This window comes from Shewanella loihica PV-4, assembly GCF_000016065.1.
Taxonomy (GTDB): Bacteria; Pseudomonadota; Gammaproteobacteria; order Enterobacterales; family Shewanellaceae; genus Shewanella; species Shewanella loihica.
The window spans coordinates 485654-502424 of the sequence record NC_009092.1 but is presented as its reverse complement, the minus strand read 5'-3'; the positions used below and the strand labels follow the sequence as shown (position 1 = coordinate 502424).

General features: G+C 55.8%; 18 protein-coding genes. 6 read left to right on the top strand and 12 right to left on the bottom strand.

Annotated elements, in window-relative coordinates; translation table 11 throughout:
* Positions 1 to 72: 72 nt before the first annotated feature.
* The 6 genes from rraB to SHEW_RS02290 form a co-directional block, all read right to left on the bottom strand.
* Entirely contained in the window at positions 73 to 480 is a 408-nt protein-coding gene (gene rraB / locus SHEW_RS02315; protein ID WP_011864257.1) for a ribonuclease E inhibitor RraB, read from the bottom strand.
* 24 nt (positions 481 to 504) lie between these two features.
* A complete protein-coding gene (locus SHEW_RS02310) occupies positions 505 to 1239 on the bottom strand; it encodes a 1-acylglycerol-3-phosphate O-acyltransferase (protein WP_011864256.1) in 735 nt (244 codons plus the stop codon).
* A gap of 235 nt (positions 1240 to 1474) precedes the next feature.
* Positions 1475 to 2266, bottom strand: coding sequence for a metal ABC transporter permease (locus SHEW_RS02305; RefSeq protein ID WP_011864255.1), 792 nt, complete (start codon positions 2264 to 2266; stop codon positions 1475 to 1477).
* 60 nt (positions 2267 to 2326) lie between these two features.
* The gene (locus SHEW_RS02300) at positions 2327 to 3238 is read right to left on the bottom strand and encodes a metal ABC transporter solute-binding protein, Zn/Mn family (RefSeq protein WP_011864254.1); all 912 of its coding nucleotides are present in this window, start codon (positions 3236 to 3238) and stop codon (positions 2327 to 2329) included.
* Complete coding sequence (locus SHEW_RS02295) at positions 3222 to 4427, bottom strand: hypothetical protein (RefSeq protein ID WP_011864253.1); 1206 nt, start codon at positions 4425 to 4427, stop codon at positions 3222 to 3224. Before SHEW_RS02295 ends, SHEW_RS02300 begins: the two co-directional genes overlap by 17 nt.
* Before the next feature lie 77 nt (positions 4428 to 4504).
* Positions 4505 to 4765 carry a hypothetical protein gene (locus SHEW_RS02290; protein WP_011864252.1) on the bottom strand — a complete coding sequence of 87 codons (261 nt, stop codon included), beginning with the start codon at positions 4763 to 4765 and terminating at the stop codon, positions 4505 to 4507.
* 230 nt (positions 4766 to 4995) lie between these two features.
* On the opposite strand from SHEW_RS02290, the gene SHEW_RS20640 reads away from it, so the two are divergent.
* A complete protein-coding gene (locus SHEW_RS20640) occupies positions 4996 to 5193 on the top strand; it encodes a hypothetical protein (RefSeq protein ID WP_150099935.1) in 198 nt (65 codons plus the stop codon).
* A 118-nt stretch (positions 5194 to 5311) separates the two neighbouring features.
* On the opposite strand, the gene SHEW_RS02285 is transcribed toward SHEW_RS20640, so the two are convergent.
* Entirely contained in the window at positions 5312 to 5647 is a 336-nt protein-coding gene (locus SHEW_RS02285; RefSeq protein ID WP_011864251.1) for a hypothetical protein, read from the bottom strand.
* A gap of 124 nt (positions 5648 to 5771) precedes the next feature.
* Here SHEW_RS02285 and SHEW_RS02280 point away from each other — a divergent pair, with 124 nt between their 5' ends.
* The gene (locus tag SHEW_RS02280; protein WP_011864250.1) at positions 5772 to 7394 is read left to right on the top strand and encodes a mechanosensitive ion channel family protein; all 1623 of its coding nucleotides are present in this window, start codon (positions 5772 to 5774) and stop codon (positions 7392 to 7394) included.
* A 144-nt stretch (positions 7395 to 7538) separates the two neighbouring features.
* On the opposite strand, the gene SHEW_RS02275 is transcribed toward SHEW_RS02280, so the two are convergent.
* A complete protein-coding gene (locus tag SHEW_RS02275) occupies positions 7539 to 9233 on the bottom strand; it encodes a formate--tetrahydrofolate ligase (protein ID WP_011864249.1) in 1695 nt (564 codons plus the stop codon).
* A gap of 173 nt (positions 9234 to 9406) precedes the next feature.
* Here SHEW_RS02275 and SHEW_RS02270 point away from each other — a divergent pair, with 173 nt between their 5' ends.
* Positions 9407 to 10297 carry an aldo/keto reductase gene (locus tag SHEW_RS02270; RefSeq protein WP_011864248.1) on the top strand — a complete coding sequence of 297 codons (891 nt, stop codon included), beginning with the start codon at positions 9407 to 9409 and terminating at the stop codon, positions 10295 to 10297.
* Positions 10298 to 10430: 133 nt separating this feature from the next.
* Here SHEW_RS02270 and SHEW_RS02265 read toward each other — a convergent pair whose 3' ends face one another.
* Positions 10431 to 11270, bottom strand: coding sequence for a MaoC/PaaZ C-terminal domain-containing protein (locus SHEW_RS02265; protein WP_011864247.1), 840 nt, complete (start codon positions 11268 to 11270; stop codon positions 10431 to 10433).
* 202 nt (positions 11271 to 11472) lie between these two features.
* Here SHEW_RS02265 and SHEW_RS02260 point away from each other — a divergent pair, with 202 nt between their 5' ends.
* Positions 11473 to 12255 (top strand): methyltransferase, encoded by a 783-nt coding sequence (locus SHEW_RS02260; protein WP_041406314.1) that lies wholly within the window; start codon positions 11473 to 11475, stop codon positions 12253 to 12255.
* Between the two features lie 8 nt (positions 12256 to 12263).
* Here SHEW_RS02260 and SHEW_RS02255 read toward each other — a convergent pair whose 3' ends face one another.
* Positions 12264 to 12896, bottom strand: coding sequence for an MCP proteins methylation stimulator CheD (locus SHEW_RS02255; RefSeq protein WP_011864245.1), 633 nt, complete (start codon positions 12894 to 12896; stop codon positions 12264 to 12266).
* A 107-nt stretch (positions 12897 to 13003) separates the two neighbouring features.
* Positions 13004 to 13888 (bottom strand): TraB/GumN family protein, encoded by an 885-nt coding sequence (locus SHEW_RS02250; RefSeq protein ID WP_011864244.1) that lies wholly within the window; start codon positions 13886 to 13888, stop codon positions 13004 to 13006.
* 48 nt (positions 13889 to 13936) lie between these two features.
* Between SHEW_RS02250 and SHEW_RS02245 the strand changes: the two genes are divergently transcribed.
* Positions 13937 to 14248 carry a hypothetical protein gene (locus SHEW_RS02245; protein WP_011864243.1) on the top strand — a complete coding sequence of 104 codons (312 nt, stop codon included), beginning with the start codon at positions 13937 to 13939 and terminating at the stop codon, positions 14246 to 14248.
* 133 nt (positions 14249 to 14381) lie between these two features.
* Positions 14382 to 16154 carry a bifunctional diguanylate cyclase/phosphodiesterase gene (locus SHEW_RS02240; RefSeq protein ID WP_011864242.1) on the top strand — a complete coding sequence of 591 codons (1773 nt, stop codon included), beginning with the start codon at positions 14382 to 14384 and terminating at the stop codon, positions 16152 to 16154.
* Between the two features lie 14 nt (positions 16155 to 16168).
* On the opposite strand, the gene SHEW_RS02235 is transcribed toward SHEW_RS02240, so the two are convergent.
* Positions 16169 to 16690: a DUF3016 domain-containing protein gene (locus SHEW_RS02235; RefSeq protein ID WP_011864241.1), complete on the bottom strand. Its 522-nt coding sequence runs from the start codon at positions 16688 to 16690 to the stop codon at positions 16169 to 16171.
* Positions 16691 to 16771 lie beyond the last annotated feature (81 nt).

Below are 16771 nucleotides of genomic sequence, written 5' to 3'. Positions count from 1 at the left end.
AACCCAAGCCGTGACAGATACGAAAAAGCCCATCTATGATGGGCTTTTTGCTCGATGCGAGATACGCGAAGATTAATGGAAACGAGAGTCTTCCTCTTCATACTCCTCGTCATCATCTTCCATCTCGTCGCCGATGAAATAGGTGCCCCAACCGTCATAATCTACCTTGAGCTTAGCCGCCAGCTGGATCAGATCTTCACAGGCCTTGTCCAGCAAGGCCACGTCGAGTTTGTGGTAGGCGATGGCGTCGAAACAAAAGAGCACTGAGCCGTCTTCCAGCTCCATCTCTTCGGCATCGTTTACCTCGAAGCCCAACTTAAAGGCTTCCACAGCCGCCTTCTCCAGACGGTCGAAGTTAGAGGCCGAGAAGTGGTGCTCTATGGTGTATTCGGCATCAGGCTCAGAACCATCGGCAAGAATCGCATCCACGATCTCCTGGTTTTCCTGTTTCTGTTCCTGCAGCTGACGTTCTGTAGACATGGATCTCTCCGAATAAAAATGTTCTTAATTAATTGCTTTCTTGGCCATCAGGGCGCTGGCTTCCTGATTAAGCTGGGCCAGTTTTTCCGCCATCATGGCATGAATCCGGGTAGAAAGCTCTTTTACCTGAGACTTAGCCAGACCCTTGGTCTCTATGGGATCCATCACCTCGATGATCACCACGCCGTTGTTCCAGCGGTTGAGCTTAATATGTTCCTGATTCGAGGCCAGCACAGGCACCATGGCGACACCCGCCTCTATGGCGGTATGAAAGGCGCCGGCCTTGAAGGGTAGCAGCCCCTTGCCCCGTGAGCGTGTGCCCTCTGGGAAGATCCAGATAGAGAGGCACTTATCTTTAATCTTCTTCGCGGTCTGCGCCATGGTCTCGAAGGCGCGGTTACGGTTTTTACGGTCGATCAGTATGTTACCCGACAGCCAGTAGATCTGGCCGAAGAAAGGGATCCAAGCCAGGCTCTTCTTGCCCAGGCTAACTGTGCCCTTTGGCACGGCGGCCGTATGGGTGAACATGTCGAAATTGTTCTGATGGTTGGCCAGGAAGATACAGGGCTCGCTGCGCTCCACCTTTGGCTTGCGCACCACCACCTTGACCCCCAATACTGGCGCGGCCCAGGAAAAAATCTTAGCAAACAGATGCACATTGTCTCTATGACGGGGGCGCAGCAGACAATAAAGGCCACCGAAGACAAAGGCCAACAACAACATGATGGCTAAGATCAGAGATCTGAAGATTAACAGCACAACTTACTCCTGTGATTTCAGTGGCGACATTATAGCAGCAGGCTTTTTGACTTACACCTGTCGTCTTAACCCCCTATCGGCCTTACAGGATACAGGGCAAGTGTTAACGATATAAGTCATGGAATTAACAGTAGAAAAACATCACCGCAATCAAATGCTGCTAAGAAAAAAGCGGGCGGGTGCCTGTTGCCCCCTACCCGCTCAACTCACAAGTGCGTCGTTTTTATCGGCTTTTCTAGTTAGCCTCGACCTTTGTAATCGAACTTTCTCTGAGTAGTCTGGGCTGCAGCAGACGAAACGCTATCGTGCTGACCGCCAGGGTCGCCACAATCGCGGCGCCACTAGGCAGATCGAAGCTAGCCGATAGCAGCAGGCCTATGCCATAGCCCAGCAGGCCCACCAGGTAAGCCAACGGCCACTTACCCTTGCCTCGCAGCTTGTTGACCGCCAGCGCCGGCAGGATCAGCGAGCTGAACACCAGATAGACGCCCACCAGCTCCACCGACAGGGTGATCACTAAGGCAAACAGCAGATAGAAACCGGCGCCGTTGAGTATGGTGGGGCGCAGGGCGATGATCGCCAGCACCAGGCCAGACACCACAGCCGGTAAGACTAACTGTGACCAGTTCACCCAGAGGATCTGCCCAGACATCAACTGCTTAAGCATCTCTGCGCCATGGGGATCGTTTGACAGCAAGAGCATGGCCGCCACCGCCGACAACACATAGAAGCAACCGATGATCGCCTCCAGCTCATCGGCCATCCGCTTGGCCAGCCAGGCGATAAACCCGGCCCCCAGCAACGCAAACAGGGCCGGCATCCAGACCGTGGCGTAGGGGAGGTGCTCCAGCTCATGGTTAGTGTGGGCAATAATCGCCCCCAGCGCCGCCACTTGGGCGATCGCCAGGTCGATGAAGATGATGCCCCGCTTGAGCACCTGACTCCCGAGCAAGACATGGGTCGAGAGCACCAGGATCCCCGCGGCGAAGGCAGGGAGTAGAATTGATAAGAGATCGAGATCAAACATAGTTGAGTACCAAAAAGCGAACAACGGCGCCCCCAAAGAGGGCGCCGGATCTAAACCAGGCTAGCGATTCACGCCCAGCAACAAGTGGATAACGCTGTCGTACAGGCCAAAGAGGTTTTGGGCATCATCGTTACCACCGACCGACATGGGCAGATTCACCACGGGCAAGCCGGTGCGCTCACCGAGCCAGTTGGCGCCGCGCTCATCCTGATAGGAGGCGACAATAATCGCCATCACATCGCCCTGGCCGGCGCGCCCCTGCAGGCTGGCCAGGTGCCCCGTGCTTGGCGGCAGGCCAGGCTTAGGCTCGAGATCCCCCACCTGCTCCATGCCCAACCAGTTAAACAGGTAGCGGAAGCTGGTGTGATAGGCGATCACCTTCTTGCCCTTAAGCGGCGCCGCCTGTGACTGCCAACCAGCTATCGCCGCCTGCCAACGCTGGCTGAAATCGGCCAGGGCTGATTCGTAGGCCGCGCGATTATCTGGATCCAACGACACCATCTTGGCCGACAGCGCCTTAGCCACCTCCAGCAGACGCTCTGGGTCGAAGTGCAGGTGCGGATTGCCCTGGGCATGGACATCGCCCATGCTGCGATCCACCTGAGCCAGCTTATCCAAGGTCTGAGTATGCTCGGCGGCATAGAATAGCCCCTTATCAGTCGAGCGCACCTGGGCGTTGGCCGACTTCATCTGCAACATGGGCAGCCAGCCCACCTCGAGATCGGCGCCGGCGCAGACCGCCAGATCTGCCTGGCGCATCTTGGCGATCAGGCTGGGTCTGGCCTGCACCTGATGCGGGTCTTGCATCGCCGTGGTCGCGGCATAGATCTTGGCATCCGGTGCCAGCTCCTTGGCCAAGGCGGCATATTCAGGCTCGCAGGCGAAGATATTCAATTTCGCCTGTGCACCACAGGCAAAGCTCAGCGCTAGCGCCGCAACGCCAGCTTTTAAGTAGTTAGAATTGATGCGCACCGTGAGCCCCCAGAGTCATAACATATTGAAGAGTAATGACATTATCATCTGTGATGCCGTCAAAGTTAGTGCCTTGCTGATTGGTATATTGCAGGCGCACGGTGGAGAAGTGGCTGTGATGCCAGGCCAGGCTCACCTCAGTCTCTTTCAGCTTCTGGGCATCGAAGTGCTCATCGTGCATCAGATGGGTATCGACCTGACCATAACGCAGACCCGCCGACCAGTTTGGCGAGAACTGATACACAGAGCTTAGATACCAACCCGTGTGGGCATCCGGCTTAGCGGTATCATGATCGTCCACCGCCTCGTGGTCATGGTCGTCCAGCGGCGCATAGTCGCTCACACGGAAATACTCGCCGCTCAGGGTCAGATGCTGATACTTGTAGTTGCCCTGGGGCGCCCACTTGTAGACGAAGTCCGCCATATAGGTGTTCTCACCCGTATAGCTGACCCCATGACTATGGTCATGACCATCCTCGGCCACCACGGCTTCTTCATGCTCCTCATGGGCGCTGAGGCGACCGTTTTCGTTACGCAGATAACTCAGACCCAGCTGCCAGGAGCTGCTGACACCAATATCGCCACCCAACTTAGTGTAGGCGGTGTAGACGCCGACGCTCTTAAATTCGCGCTCGCCGTGTTCATCTTCGGCGCGCATATTATCGCCCTTGAAGGCCTCGACACCCATGCTCCAGTAGAGATCCGTTGGCGCGACATAGTCCAGACGCACACCGTCATCGAAGTAATGCCCACCGAGGAAGGCGCGATAGGCCGCCGGACGATCGGAGAAGGCATCGCTGTGCACATGCTGATTGTTAAGGTAACCCACATCCGACAGGAAACGACCGCCGCGCATCGACAGACCATAGGGCATCGCCAACGTCTGGATGAAGGCCTCTTCGAGTCCCACCTTGGTCTCGCCATCAGCGACCTCAATGACTGTGGTCAACTTGCCATAGAACATGTCATCTATGTTGGCGCTCAGGGCCAGCTCTGTGTGACCCAGACCGAAGCCCTCGACACGCTCTGCCATAGGGCGCTCGGCGTTTTGATAATAACCATCGAGCACCGCACTGATGGCAGGGTTAGTCAGGCTAGGATCCGCCGCGAAACTTAGGCTTGGCATTAGGCTAGGTAAACAGGCACAGGCAAGAGCAACCGCCGACAGGCGGGCATTGAAATTCATCATAATGTCTCCAAAAAACAGCTAAACGACTCTGCCGCCAATGGGGTGCAGAGTATTAATTATCTTGAGTTTTTGAGGTATTACGATTGCGCGGGCGGGGCGCGGCTCTGGAAGTAGTCGACATGGACGGCGGCAAGGACCGTGGGCTCGCGCAGCGGCACTTCCACCGTGAGGCTGGGCAGGCTAAAACTGAACTCGCCGACCGGCAAGACGCTATTGAGCTGCAGTTTTTGAATACACAGGGTGCAGTGTGTGGTGGCGCCCTCATCCAGATGTTCCAGGCTATGGGCAGGCGCAAGCACAGACAAGCAGAACAATATAGCACTAAGCCATATCGCCACTCCTCTAACTTTTCCTTTTACCTTTATTGCCATGGGATCTACTGGACGCATTCAAATTCCGACCAAGTTTAGGGATACGAGTGATGAAGTCAAGCCAGAATTGGCGGTGGCTCAGGCTGGAATGTAACAAAAGTTATTCGAAAATTTTACTTATGCGCCGACCCAAAGCGTGGCCCTCATCACGGCCAGATTGGCTAAAATTAAGTCTGACTTAAGTTAGTGACACTAAGATGACAGCTAAATTGAGCGGCGGCTCTGGGCTACCGACTCTCACCATTCAAGGTTTAAAGGAAATGCTCTCTATGAAGGAATTTTTTCGCGAAAATTTCAAAATGCTGTTCTGGACCGCCATCTTCTTTGTCGCCATTCTCGGCGGGATCTATTACGTCGAAGCGGCGCTCGAGGCTCAGGTTCAGGTCGTCGAATAACGGCTTAGGCCTGAGTCGGCATATAACGACTCGGGCACACATTTCAGATTTCTGATGAGCTAGGCACCAGGCCTAGCTCAAGCGCATCATCATCTAACCTACTCACACGGCCCGCCCCTCAACGATACTTCTGTCTGTGCTCGCTGTCGTCCATCTCTTGCCTCGGCGGAGCCTGGTTCACCTTGAGGTGGTCCATCATATGAGTCACCAGCAGAATCATCACGGCAAATATCGCCACAGGCGTGGTCAGGTTACGCCACTCTGGTAGGAAATAGCCCACAACCAGCATCACCAGCCCCAGATAGAAACCCAACATCTTCAATCGCATCAGGTTGGCACTTCGACCCAGCCAGGCCTCGCAGTGGGGACATTGGATCTGAGCATCCAGCCCCTTGCCCCGCTGGGCAGCAACCTGTTGGGCGCGAAAGGGGTGACTACAGTGAGGACACAGCACAACAAACTCTCAAATAACGGCAAAGAGTGCTAGTCTATCAGATTGCGCCGCCGTGCGTTGCGAATTTACAGCGCAGATGGAACAGATTATGATCCTAGCCATTAGCTAACACAGGACGGATAATATGTTACGCAACTTAGCCCTGGCGCTGGTGACTATGATGGCCCTAGCCCATCTTCCCGCCACCGCCGATGAAGCCCTCCAGACACCCCAGCCCCTGACTGAACTGACTCAACTGCAACAGACCATAGATTCAGACATCGCTAAACTAGGCAATGCCAACGGCGAGATGAAGCAGTTTATCGAGTACCGTATCAAGGAGCACGCCAACCAGTTACACGACAAGTTCAAGCTGATGATGAACCAGCAACCGCTGGATAAGGCAAACCTGCTACCACTGCTACAGAAGCATCTGGCCTTCATCGACAAGGTGGCCGATTACTACGCCGCCGATATTGACCAATTTAAACAACAGCTTGGCAGCGATAATGACACAGGCGTCATGTATAAGCTCGCCATGCGGGATCGCCAGCGCGACGAGATCCTCAGCGCCAAGTATGAGACCCTCACCTGGCTGGACGCCTTGGGCGAAGATACCCAGGCCATCAAGACCCAGCTGACGGCTCAACTGCTGAAACGCTCAGACATGCTCAACAGCCTGGTGCATTTCACCCAGGACAAACTCAAGCTGGCGGTGGATGAGGCGGCCAAGGCGGGTAAGGATGTCACTGCTGAGCAGACCGCCCTGGTCACCAACCTCAACGAGCGACTCAGCCTGACCAGCGCCAGCCTCTCGGTGGCAATCGAGCTGCTGGATGCTATGAGCCAGGACACCACGGCCCTCAAGCAGACCCTGTTTAGCATCTCAGGGGATATCACCCAAGACGTGCTCAACGTCGATGTGGCCAGCAACCTGCTGGACCAGTGGTGGAACCAGGCCAAGAATCAGGCGCTGGACAACGGCCCTGGCCTGCTGTTCAAATTGTTTGTCTTCCTGCTGATCCTCTTCCTTGCCCATCTGGCTGGCAAGGCGGTGCAGCGCATCGTCAAGAAGATGGTGAGCAACTCAAAGCTGAAATTCAGCAAGCTGCTGCAAGACTTCTTCGTCTCCCTCTCGGGTAAGACAGTGTTTGCCCTGGGTCTGATGATCGCCCTGTCACAGCTAGGCTTCGAGCTTGGGCCACTACTGGCTGGCTTCGGGGTCGCGGGTGTGATCATAGGTTTCGCCCTGCAGGACACCCTGTCTAACTTCGCCTCGGGCATGATGATCCTCATCTATCGTCCCTACGACGTGGGCGATCTGATCAACGCCGCGGGCGTGACGGGTAAGGTGAGCCAGATGAGCCTGGTCTCCACCACCATCAAGACCCTGGACAACCAGCGCCTGATCATCCCCAACAACAAGATCTGGGGCGACACCATCAACAATATCACGGTAGAACATCAGCGCCGCGTCGACATGACCTTCGGCATAGGTTACGGCGACAACATAGAGAAGGCCGAGCAGGTGCTGCGCGGCATAGTCGACGAGCATCCTAAGGTGCTCAAGCAGCCTGAGCCGACGGTGAAGCTACACCTGCTGGGCGAGTCTTCGGTGGACTTCGTAGTGCGTCCTTGGGTGAAACCGGAAGATTACTGGGATGTGTATTGGGACATCACCCGCGCGGTGAAGATGCGCTTCGACCAGGAAGATATCTCGATTCCTTTCCCACAGCGCGACGTGCATATCTACCAGACTGGCAAGTAAGGGTTCAAACAGAGCTCTTAACAAGACAGCCTTTAACAAGAAGGGCTGTAACAAGAGAGCCCTTTACAAGAAAGTCATCAACAAAAAAGCGCCTGCAACTGCAGGCGCTTTTTCTATCTATTTTCGCAAGAAGGACCAACCAGCTTAAGCCAGCCCGGTGATCTCGCCTCGCTCATCGATATCTATATTGAGGTAACCGGGACGTATCCCAAGTCCTGGCATCGTCATCACCTTACCCACCAGCGCAGTGATAAAGCCGGCACCGGCATTGAGTTTCAGCTCGGCGATGGGCAGCTCAAACCCTTGTGGCGCCCCTTTGAGTTTAGGATCATGGCTGACCGACATCGGCGTCTTGGCGATACAGAGCGCCAGCTTATCAAATCCTTGGCGTTGCAGCTGCGCCAGCTGAGCCTTGGCCGTGTCGGATAAGCTGATGCCATTTGCGCCATAGCCCGCCTCGGCGATGGTCAGCAGCTTGGCCTCGATAGACTGCTTGGTCTCATAGAGATAACGGAACTGACTCGGCTGCTCGGTGGCCCGCACCACCGCCCTAGCAAGCGCCATCGCGCCCTCGGCCCCCTGAGTAAAGGCTTCGCAGACTTCGCAGGCAAATACCCCCTCTTGCAGCACGCGGGCCTTGAGCCACTCTAGCTCCTCCTGGGTATCCTCGGCGAAGCGGTTGATGGCCACCACCAGCGGCAGGCCATACTTGGCCACGTTGCTGATGTGCCAGCTGAGGTTGGCATAGCCGGCGGCGAGCTTATCCATCTCGCTACCTGCGTCAGGATTATGAGACTTAAGCGCCTTGACCGTCACCACCAATACCGCCGCATCCGGCGCATTACCCGACTGACGGGTCTTGATATTACAAAATTTCTCGAAGCCCATATCTGAGCCGAAGCCCCCCTCGGTCACCACGATATCTGCTAGTCTGAGGGCGATATCGTCGGCGATGATCGACGAGTTACCATGGGCGATGTTAGCGAAGGGGCCGGCATGGATCAGACAAGGGGCACCACTTAGGGTCTGCATCAGGGTCGGCGAGATGGCCTGACTCATTATGGCCGTCATGGCGCCGGCCACACCAAGATCTTCGGCGCTGATGTAGTCGCCCTGTTTGTTCTGCGCCAACACGATACGACCGATGCGGGCACGCAGGTCCTTGAGATCCCGGCTCAGTGCTAGAATCGCCATCAACTCGGAGGCGGCGCTGATATCGAAGCCGCCCTGATGCACTGGGCCGTTAACCTCGCCAAGGCCGACCGTGATGGTGCGCAGGCTGCGCTCATTCTGATCTACTACCCGGCGCCATAAGATCTTCTCGGGATCGATATCTAAGGGCGCTAGCCCAGATTGTTCGCGAAAGGCCTCACAGCCCAGACGCTGTTCATGATAGAGGCGGGCATCAATGGCCGCGGCCGCCAAGTTATGGGCACTGGTCACCGCGTGTATGTCGCCGGTCAGATGCAGGTTGAGATCTTCCATGGGCACCACCTGGGCCAGGCCACCACCGGCGGCGCCACCCTTGATGCCAAACACTGGTCCCATGCTGGGTTGACGGATACAGGCGCAGCTCTTCTTGCCGATCGCCTGTAAGCCCTGGGTCAGGCCGATACTGGTCACTGTCTTGCCTTCGCCGAAGGGAGTCGGCGTTACCGCCGTGACTATCACTAACTTACCATGTTTGTTATCTTTAATTCGGTTGGTGATAGCCAGATCGACCTTGGCCTTGGTTCTGCCGTAAGGGCTTAATTCGTGGGGCAAGATCCCGAAAGCAGTAGCTATGCTTTCTATGGGTTGTAAGCTGGCTTGGCGTGAAATTTCGATGTCAGTCAGCATATAGCGCTCCTACAATAAATAAGCATGAAAAAAAGCGAGCTGGTGCGAATATAGAGGAAATGGTGATCATTACAAACCTATTCATTGTCGGCGAAGGTATTAATTAAGGATTTATGAATCTAAATCAATAAAATGATTATTAATGGAAAAAATTAATCCAAACGGAGCAGCCCATGAGTCAGCAAAGCTTTACATTCTCCCCCTTTATCGCCGGCTTCTGGCGCCTGGATAGCTGGCAACAGACACCGCAGCAGACCCTGGCGTTGATCGAGCACTATCTCAGCCTGGGCGTGACCTGTATGGATCATGCGGACATCTATGGTGAGTACTGCTGCGAGGCGCTGTTTGGTCGCGCACTGGCCCTCAAGCCCGAGCTGAGACAGCAGATGCAGATAGTCACCAAGTGCGGCATCAAGCCCGCCTTCGCCTCCACACCTGAGCGCTACGTCAACCACTATGACACAGGCTATCAGCACATTCTCACCAGCGTCGATAACTCGCTTAAGGCGCTGCGGGTAGATGAGATAGATCTACTGCTGATCCACAGACCAGATCCCCTGATGAATGCCGACGAGGTCGCCCAGGCCTTCGAGCAGCTCTATCAGACCGGTAAGGTGCGCCACTTCGGCGTCTCTAACTTCACCCCGGCCCAGTTCGATCTGTTGCAGTCCAGGCTGGAGCGCCCCCTGGTGACCAACCAGCTAGAGATCTCGCCCTTAGCCATGCATACCCTGAGCGATGGCAGCCTGGATCAGGCGCAGCAGCATCGTTGCCCGCCCATGGCCTGGTCCTGCCTAGGTGGTGGTGAGATCTTTAGCAGCCAGAGCGAGCAGGCCAAGCGACTTCGCCAGACGTTAACCAAGATAGCCGCCGACCATGGCACGGATGATATCAGCCAGATCATCTATGCTTGGGTGATGGCCCTACCGAGCCAGCCAAGGCCTATCATCGGCAGCGGTAATCCTGAGCGGATCAGCGCCGCCGTCGCCGCCGGCGAGATAAAACTCGACAGGCAGGATTGGTTTAGCATCTGGCAGGCCTCCACCGGCCACAGCGTGCCTTAGGAAGCTAAAATCTGCATCAGAAACGAAAAAGCCAGCAATCAGCTGGCTTTTCTCTATTCATCTCAAAACTAAGGCTTCGCTTTAGAAGTTAGCTTTTGAGAAATTAGCTTTTAAGGAATTGGCTTCTAAGGATTTAGTCGTGAAACTTCACCTGACCCGTCAGGTGCGGCCTGCGCCCCTTGACGTCACGCAGTTCGAACATCAGCCCCTCTGCACTCTCGGTATCGAAGTCGAAACTCACCTGAGCCGGCATGAGTAGCGGCAACTTGAAGGCCACCTCCACGGTACAGGGCTTGTCGCCAATTTCTGGCATCAGCTGAGCGACGCTTCGCGCCTTAGACCACATGCCGTGGGCCAGCACGCGATCGAAACCGAAACGCTTAGACAGCACAGGATGCAGGTGGATCAGGTTGTAATCGCCCGATGCCTTGGCATAACGGCGGCCGAGATCTTCACTCAGCTCCCAGCTAACCGGATTCGACCAGCTCATTGGGCTCGCCTTAGGCGGACGCGCGCGCTTGCCGCTTTGCTCGATACGGTAGAGATAGGTCGACAGCGACTCCCACACCTGCTCGCCGCCGACAAAGGCGCGAGACACCAGCTCAAACTCCAACCCTGAGTCTGTCATCTGGCTGCTGGTCAGCTCACACTCGAGATCATAGCGCTCATCCACACTCGTGGTGCGGTAACGGGTGATACTGTTCTTCAGGTGAATCATGCCCAGCAAGGGGAAGGTGATCGCATCTAAGGTAAAGATGCTGGCATGCAGGCGAAACACCATGACATAGAGATAGGTCAACGGCAGCTGCTGGCCATCGAACTCGAAGCCACACACCTTGGCATATTGGGCGACCTTATCGCCACGCACGGCCACCTGTGGACAGGTCACCTTAACATGGGGCAGAGGCTGTTCGTCCCAGCCTGGCTTTCGGCCAAAAAAGATCTTGCGATAAAGCGATAACAGCGACGGCATCGCCTTAAGTTCAACACAAATTTCTTTATTCACGCTATCCAAACCCTTCACACTTTACTCAGCCTAAAAATTGCAAGCCCGCGAGTATACCCCAAAATCACGCTTTTTACCTAAACCTTAAGTCTGTTTAATGCGCGTCGCCCCCGCCTATGGCAAAATAGCCCTCCTAATTTCAGTCAGCTTTTCCCATGGGCGTCACTCAGTGCAAGACAAAAACTTCGATGCATTAGCCGGTAAATTTGCCAAAAACATCTACGGCACGCCTAAGGGCGAAGTCCGCGCCGCCGTGCTGTGGCGGGATATCTCCCAGGCCATGACACAACTGCCCGAGGGGCCACTGCGTATTCTGGACGCCGGCGGCGGCTTCGGCTTCTTCAGCCAGAAGCTGGCCAAGCTTGGCCATAGCGTCACTCTGTGCGATATCTCCAGCGAAATGTTGGCCCTGGGTCAGGCGCAGATAACAGAGTATGAAAATAATAGCGGTGAGAAGCTGGACATCACACTGCTGCACGCACCGATACAATCCCTGACCCGGGAAGAGCTTGGCCAGTTCGACCTCATCCTCTGCCATGCGGTGGCCGAGTGGCTCAGCGATGCCAAGCAGACCCTGGCCGGTCTGACCCAGCTGTTAAAACCCCAGGGGCTGTTTTCCCTCATGTTCTACAACAAGGAGGCGATGCGCTTTCACAGCCTGATCTCGGGTAACTTCGACTATGTGGCGGCGGATTTCAAGGTGAAGAAGAAGGTGGGCCTAACCCCAAGCTATCCCCTCTATATCGACGATGTGCGAGGTTGGGTGAGTGATTGGCAGATGGAGCTGGTGACGGCCTCCGGCGTGCGGGTGATCCACGACTATCTCAAGACCCACCAGCCCCCTAATTCAGATTTCAGCCAGCTGCTGGAGATGGAGCTGCAATACTCGACCCACCCCGCCTACATAGGCCTGGGGCGCTACGTTCACTTCATCACCCGTTGGCAAAGATAGCTAACTCACTAATCGAACAGCTCCACCTGGCTCTCCCCCTGAGCCGTGACTATCTGTTTCAGGTAGCGCTGCTCTTCGCTCATCATCTTACTGATCCGCTCAGGTGACAGGCGCATCAGCTTGACCTTGCCGCTGTTGGGATGAAACAGCACCTTACGCGGCCAGGGCCCACCAAGATCTTCGCTTACTATCTCTATGCCTTCTGTCTTGAGGTAGTTCTTCACGAAGCTGATGTTAGACTCGCCGACGTTCAGCACACTGGTGGCCGTCATCTGCGCGCCGCCGAAGACCTTGGCCTTGAGGCGATTACGCATCCCGCCCAGACTCAAAATGCTGTTGATCAGCTGCTCCATGGCCCAGTTGCCATAGCGGCAAGTATAGCTGGTCAGCTGATGCCAGTCTTCATGGAGTTGACGTTCGGGCAGCAGGAAATGGTTGAGGCCGCCGATGCCCAGCAAGGGGTCCCAGATGCAGGCGGCGACACAGGACCCCAGGCGGGTGAAGATCAGCTCATCGTGGGCGGTAACATAGAAGTTGCCGGGATCGACCCGGGCCACCACGGCGTCATGGCGGCTATCCCACTGGCGGGGAATCGCCTCAAATTCGGGCCGAACGGGGAAAAGAGTCGCCTCTGCCTGCATCTTGCCTCCCTGCGTCGATGGACTTAGCGTCCATCGATATCTCTCCAAGGTTTATCCTGCCTATCAGTATAGCCAAACGGCAGAAACCGGTGCAGAGCAGAGAAAGGTTAGTTACAGGCCGTCTGCCAGCAGTTTTGTACCTTGGCTCCTTCTACACCTGCAAACTTGGCGGGAATCCCCTTATCCCCGACCACATGACCTGCGCCAACCACCACAAACAGTGGCGATGGGCCATCTTGTTGCATCATCAAGGATCTGATCTTGGCCGTCATCTGCTCGTTGCGTTGCCACAGCATCTTGTCGATAAGCTCCTTATCGCCATCGTGCAGCATCTGCCCCTGCATCAAGGCATCGAGCCCCGCCTCATCGCCACTGCGCCAGGCCTTGATAAGCTGTACCATCTCCTCGTCCGGCGCATCTATCGCCTCGAGCACCATCTCCCACTGCATCTGCGGGCTGAAAGAGGCCATCAGCTTAAACTGATACTCTGTGCTCTCAAGCTCGATCACAGGGCGCTGGCCGTTCTTGCTCAGCAGCATTTGATCCACGCCCCACTGGGCCTGGTAACCTAAAGAGGCGAAACGCATCACGCTAAACTGCATCGCCTGCATCCAAGGTGCGTAGGGCTGCATGGGCGTGCAGATCTCACTGCGGGTACGGCAGTATTCTTCAAGACGTGCCTGGGTCTTGGCATCGGCGGCCACCTGAGCCAAACCATACTTACGGATCAGCCCCATGATATCCGCCTTGTTAGTATCGGCCTCGACCGCCAGGGCGCCTGCCTTGGCAAAGGCCACTTCGATCTGCTCCGCCATGGGGTAAAAACCGGCCTGGCCGATATGAATCGATCCCAACAGAAAGGTCTGCTTGCCTTGATAACTGATCTTATAGAAGGGCGGCTTGTCATCACCGGCGGCCATCGCGCTGAGTGACATGATCCCTGTCAGTAGTAAAATCCCTATGGTTAATAAACGCGGTCGACTTGTTGCCATCTGGCTTGCCCCTTATAATTCGGCTAAATTTTTCAACACGAGGCTGTTATGCCACATAGTCACCTAATAGAGCAACTGAAAGAGAACCTGCAGTTGGCCTATCGTCAGGCCATCGACGCCGATGCCAAACTGGATGAGTTAAAGAAGGCCGGCCACGGTAAATTCACCACCATCTTCACCCAAGATGAAGGCTTTACTTCGCGCAGCAACCGCTTCGGTCCCTATGTACAGGAGCTGGCCGACGAGATGACCAAGCTGCCACGCCAAGGCGATGGTCTGGCCCCGGCGCTGGAGAGTTTCGTGCGTAAGCTAGGAGTACTGTTACAGACCCTGCAGGCATTTAAGAGCCAGGCCAAGTAACTAAATCACCTAAGTAACTAAGCACCTAAGTAACTAAGCAACTGAATGAGCGGGTAAGCTCATACTTTAGTGTCATATTGCTGTCATGGCCTGGCCATAGAATCGCCCTACTTTTCGTACGAGGCGGACCTAGATGACAGCAATCGACCTGAGCAGTGAACTGGATAAGATCATCGAGAATGAGAAGATCCATGTGCTGTTTCAGCCCATCTTCAACATCAACAGCCAGCGGCTACATGGCTTCGAGGCCCTGAGCCGCGGACCCGAGCATAGCGCCCTCTTCTCTCCCGTGCCCCTGTTTCAGACCGCGGCCCACGAGGGACGCCTGTCCGAGCTTGAAGAGATCTGCCGTCGTCACTCCATCAGGCAGTTCGACGCCCGCGAGTTGCCGGGCAAACTGTTTATCAACATCTCCCCCAAGGCCCTGCTGGAACCCAGCCACGCCAAGGGACTCACCCTCAGCCTGGTGCAGGAGCTGGGGCTGTCGCCGGATCAGATAGTAATAGAGCTGTCGGAGCAATATCCCGCCGACGATATCGATCTTCTGAAGGAATGTCTCAACCACTACCGCAGCCAGGGGTTTCTGACCGCCATCGACGACCTCGGCACCGGCTATTCGGGGTTGCGACTCTGGTCCGAACTGGCGCCAGACTATGTCAAGATAGACCGCCACTTCATCCACCAAATCGACCAATCGCCGGTGAAGCAGGAGTTTGTCCGCTCCATCATAGATCTCTGCCAGAGCCTCAGCTGTAAGGTGATCGCCGAAGGGATAGAGACACCTGCGGAACTGGCGCTGCTAACCCAGCTAGGCATAGTCTATTGTCAGGGCTACCTGCTGGGCCGCCCCCAAACGCAACCGACACAGACACTGAAGGCAGTGGCGCCACAGGAAACCAAGCAGCGACAGACCCGCTACGCCGAATCGGCCGAAAGCCTGTCGACCCGCACCATATGCGTGACACCCGAGACCAAGCTCAAGGCCCTGAGCGCCCGCTTCGTGCGCTCGCCGCACCTGCAGGTAGTCGCCATCGTCGATGCTAAGCAGAAACCCCTTGGCGTCGTCGACAGGGCGCAGTTGATGGAGCTGTTCAGCACCCCCTATGGCCGTGCCCTGCACGAGAACAGCCCTGTGATAGAGGTGATGAACGACAAGGTGCTGAAGGTGCCAGCCTGCATGCCGATCTCCGAGGTGAGTCAGTGCCTGACCGCAGAACACGGCACGGTTGCACAACATTTCATGGTGATGCGCGAGCAACAACTGTTAGGAATAGGCCACACCAAAGATCTGCTGCAACAGATCACCGAGCAGCGCATCAAGATGGCCCGTCACGCCAACCCTCTGAGCGGCCTTCCCGGCAACATCCCCATTCAGGAGGAGCTACAACGCCTGCGCCAACAGGGTCGCGCCTTCTATCTAGCCTATTTCGACCTGTGCCACTTCAAGCCCTACAACGATATCTATGGCTTCTGCCGCGGCGATGAGGTGATCCAATCTTTGGCGCTACGCCTGCAGCAGCAACTGGGTAGCGAGCATTTTGTCGGCCATGTGGGCGGCGATGATTTTGTGGTGATAGGCACAAGCCAAGCGATCGTCGACGAGTGTCGCCGACTGCTGCTCAGCTTTAACCAAGACAGAGAAGCCTTCTATAGCCCAGACGACTGGCTGGCCCAGTGCGTGATGGCCGAAGACAGACAGGGACAGAGGGTGGCCCACCCTTTAATCAGCCTGTGTGTTGGCCTGCTGCCCCCCGAGGTGACGCGCTTTTGCGACGAGCAGGGGCTATCGGCCTATAGCGCGGCGGCAAAAAAACAGGCCAAAGCCGCATTGAATGGCTTTAGCCTGTTTACGCCCGCGCCCAACGACGCGGCAATTGCCATGTATCGGCCGCTCAAGTTCGCCTGAGAGGCCCAGCGGCCTTAGAGTTTGGGCTGCACCGTCTTCTTCAGCCAATCGCTCAGCATCTTAGACTCGTGTCTCAGGGGCTTGTCGTTCATCACGCCAGTGGTGTGCATGAAGCTCATGTCTCTGAGCTTCTCATCACCTGCGATCACCACATTATCACCGTCGAGCACCTGGTAACTAAAGGTCATGCGTGGCGGATAGATATCTTCGATCAGACGAATGTCGTTAGGGGTCGCGCCAAAGGTGGGGCGCACATCACCGGCCAGATCCACGTCTGTCACCACCAACTCCAGCTTCTGATTAGGCTTAAGCGTCTTCTCGGCGGCCTTGTTGAGGTTCTTGGTCAGGGTGTCGAACACACGCAACTCATAGCGAAACTGAATGTCACCCACAGCCTTCACGTCGCGATAGTTATCCGTATCCTGCCAAGTGATCTTAACCACCCCGGCCTCTGTGACTGGATTCTCTTTGGCTTCTTCGGCGGCAAGGTTGAGTGACACCAGTGCTCCCACCAAGAGTAGAGATTGAAACTTCATATTATGCCTCCTTAATCGCCCAAGCTTGGGACACCTACTGAGTCTAGCGACTGCATTGAGTGTACAAAAGCTAACCTGAAT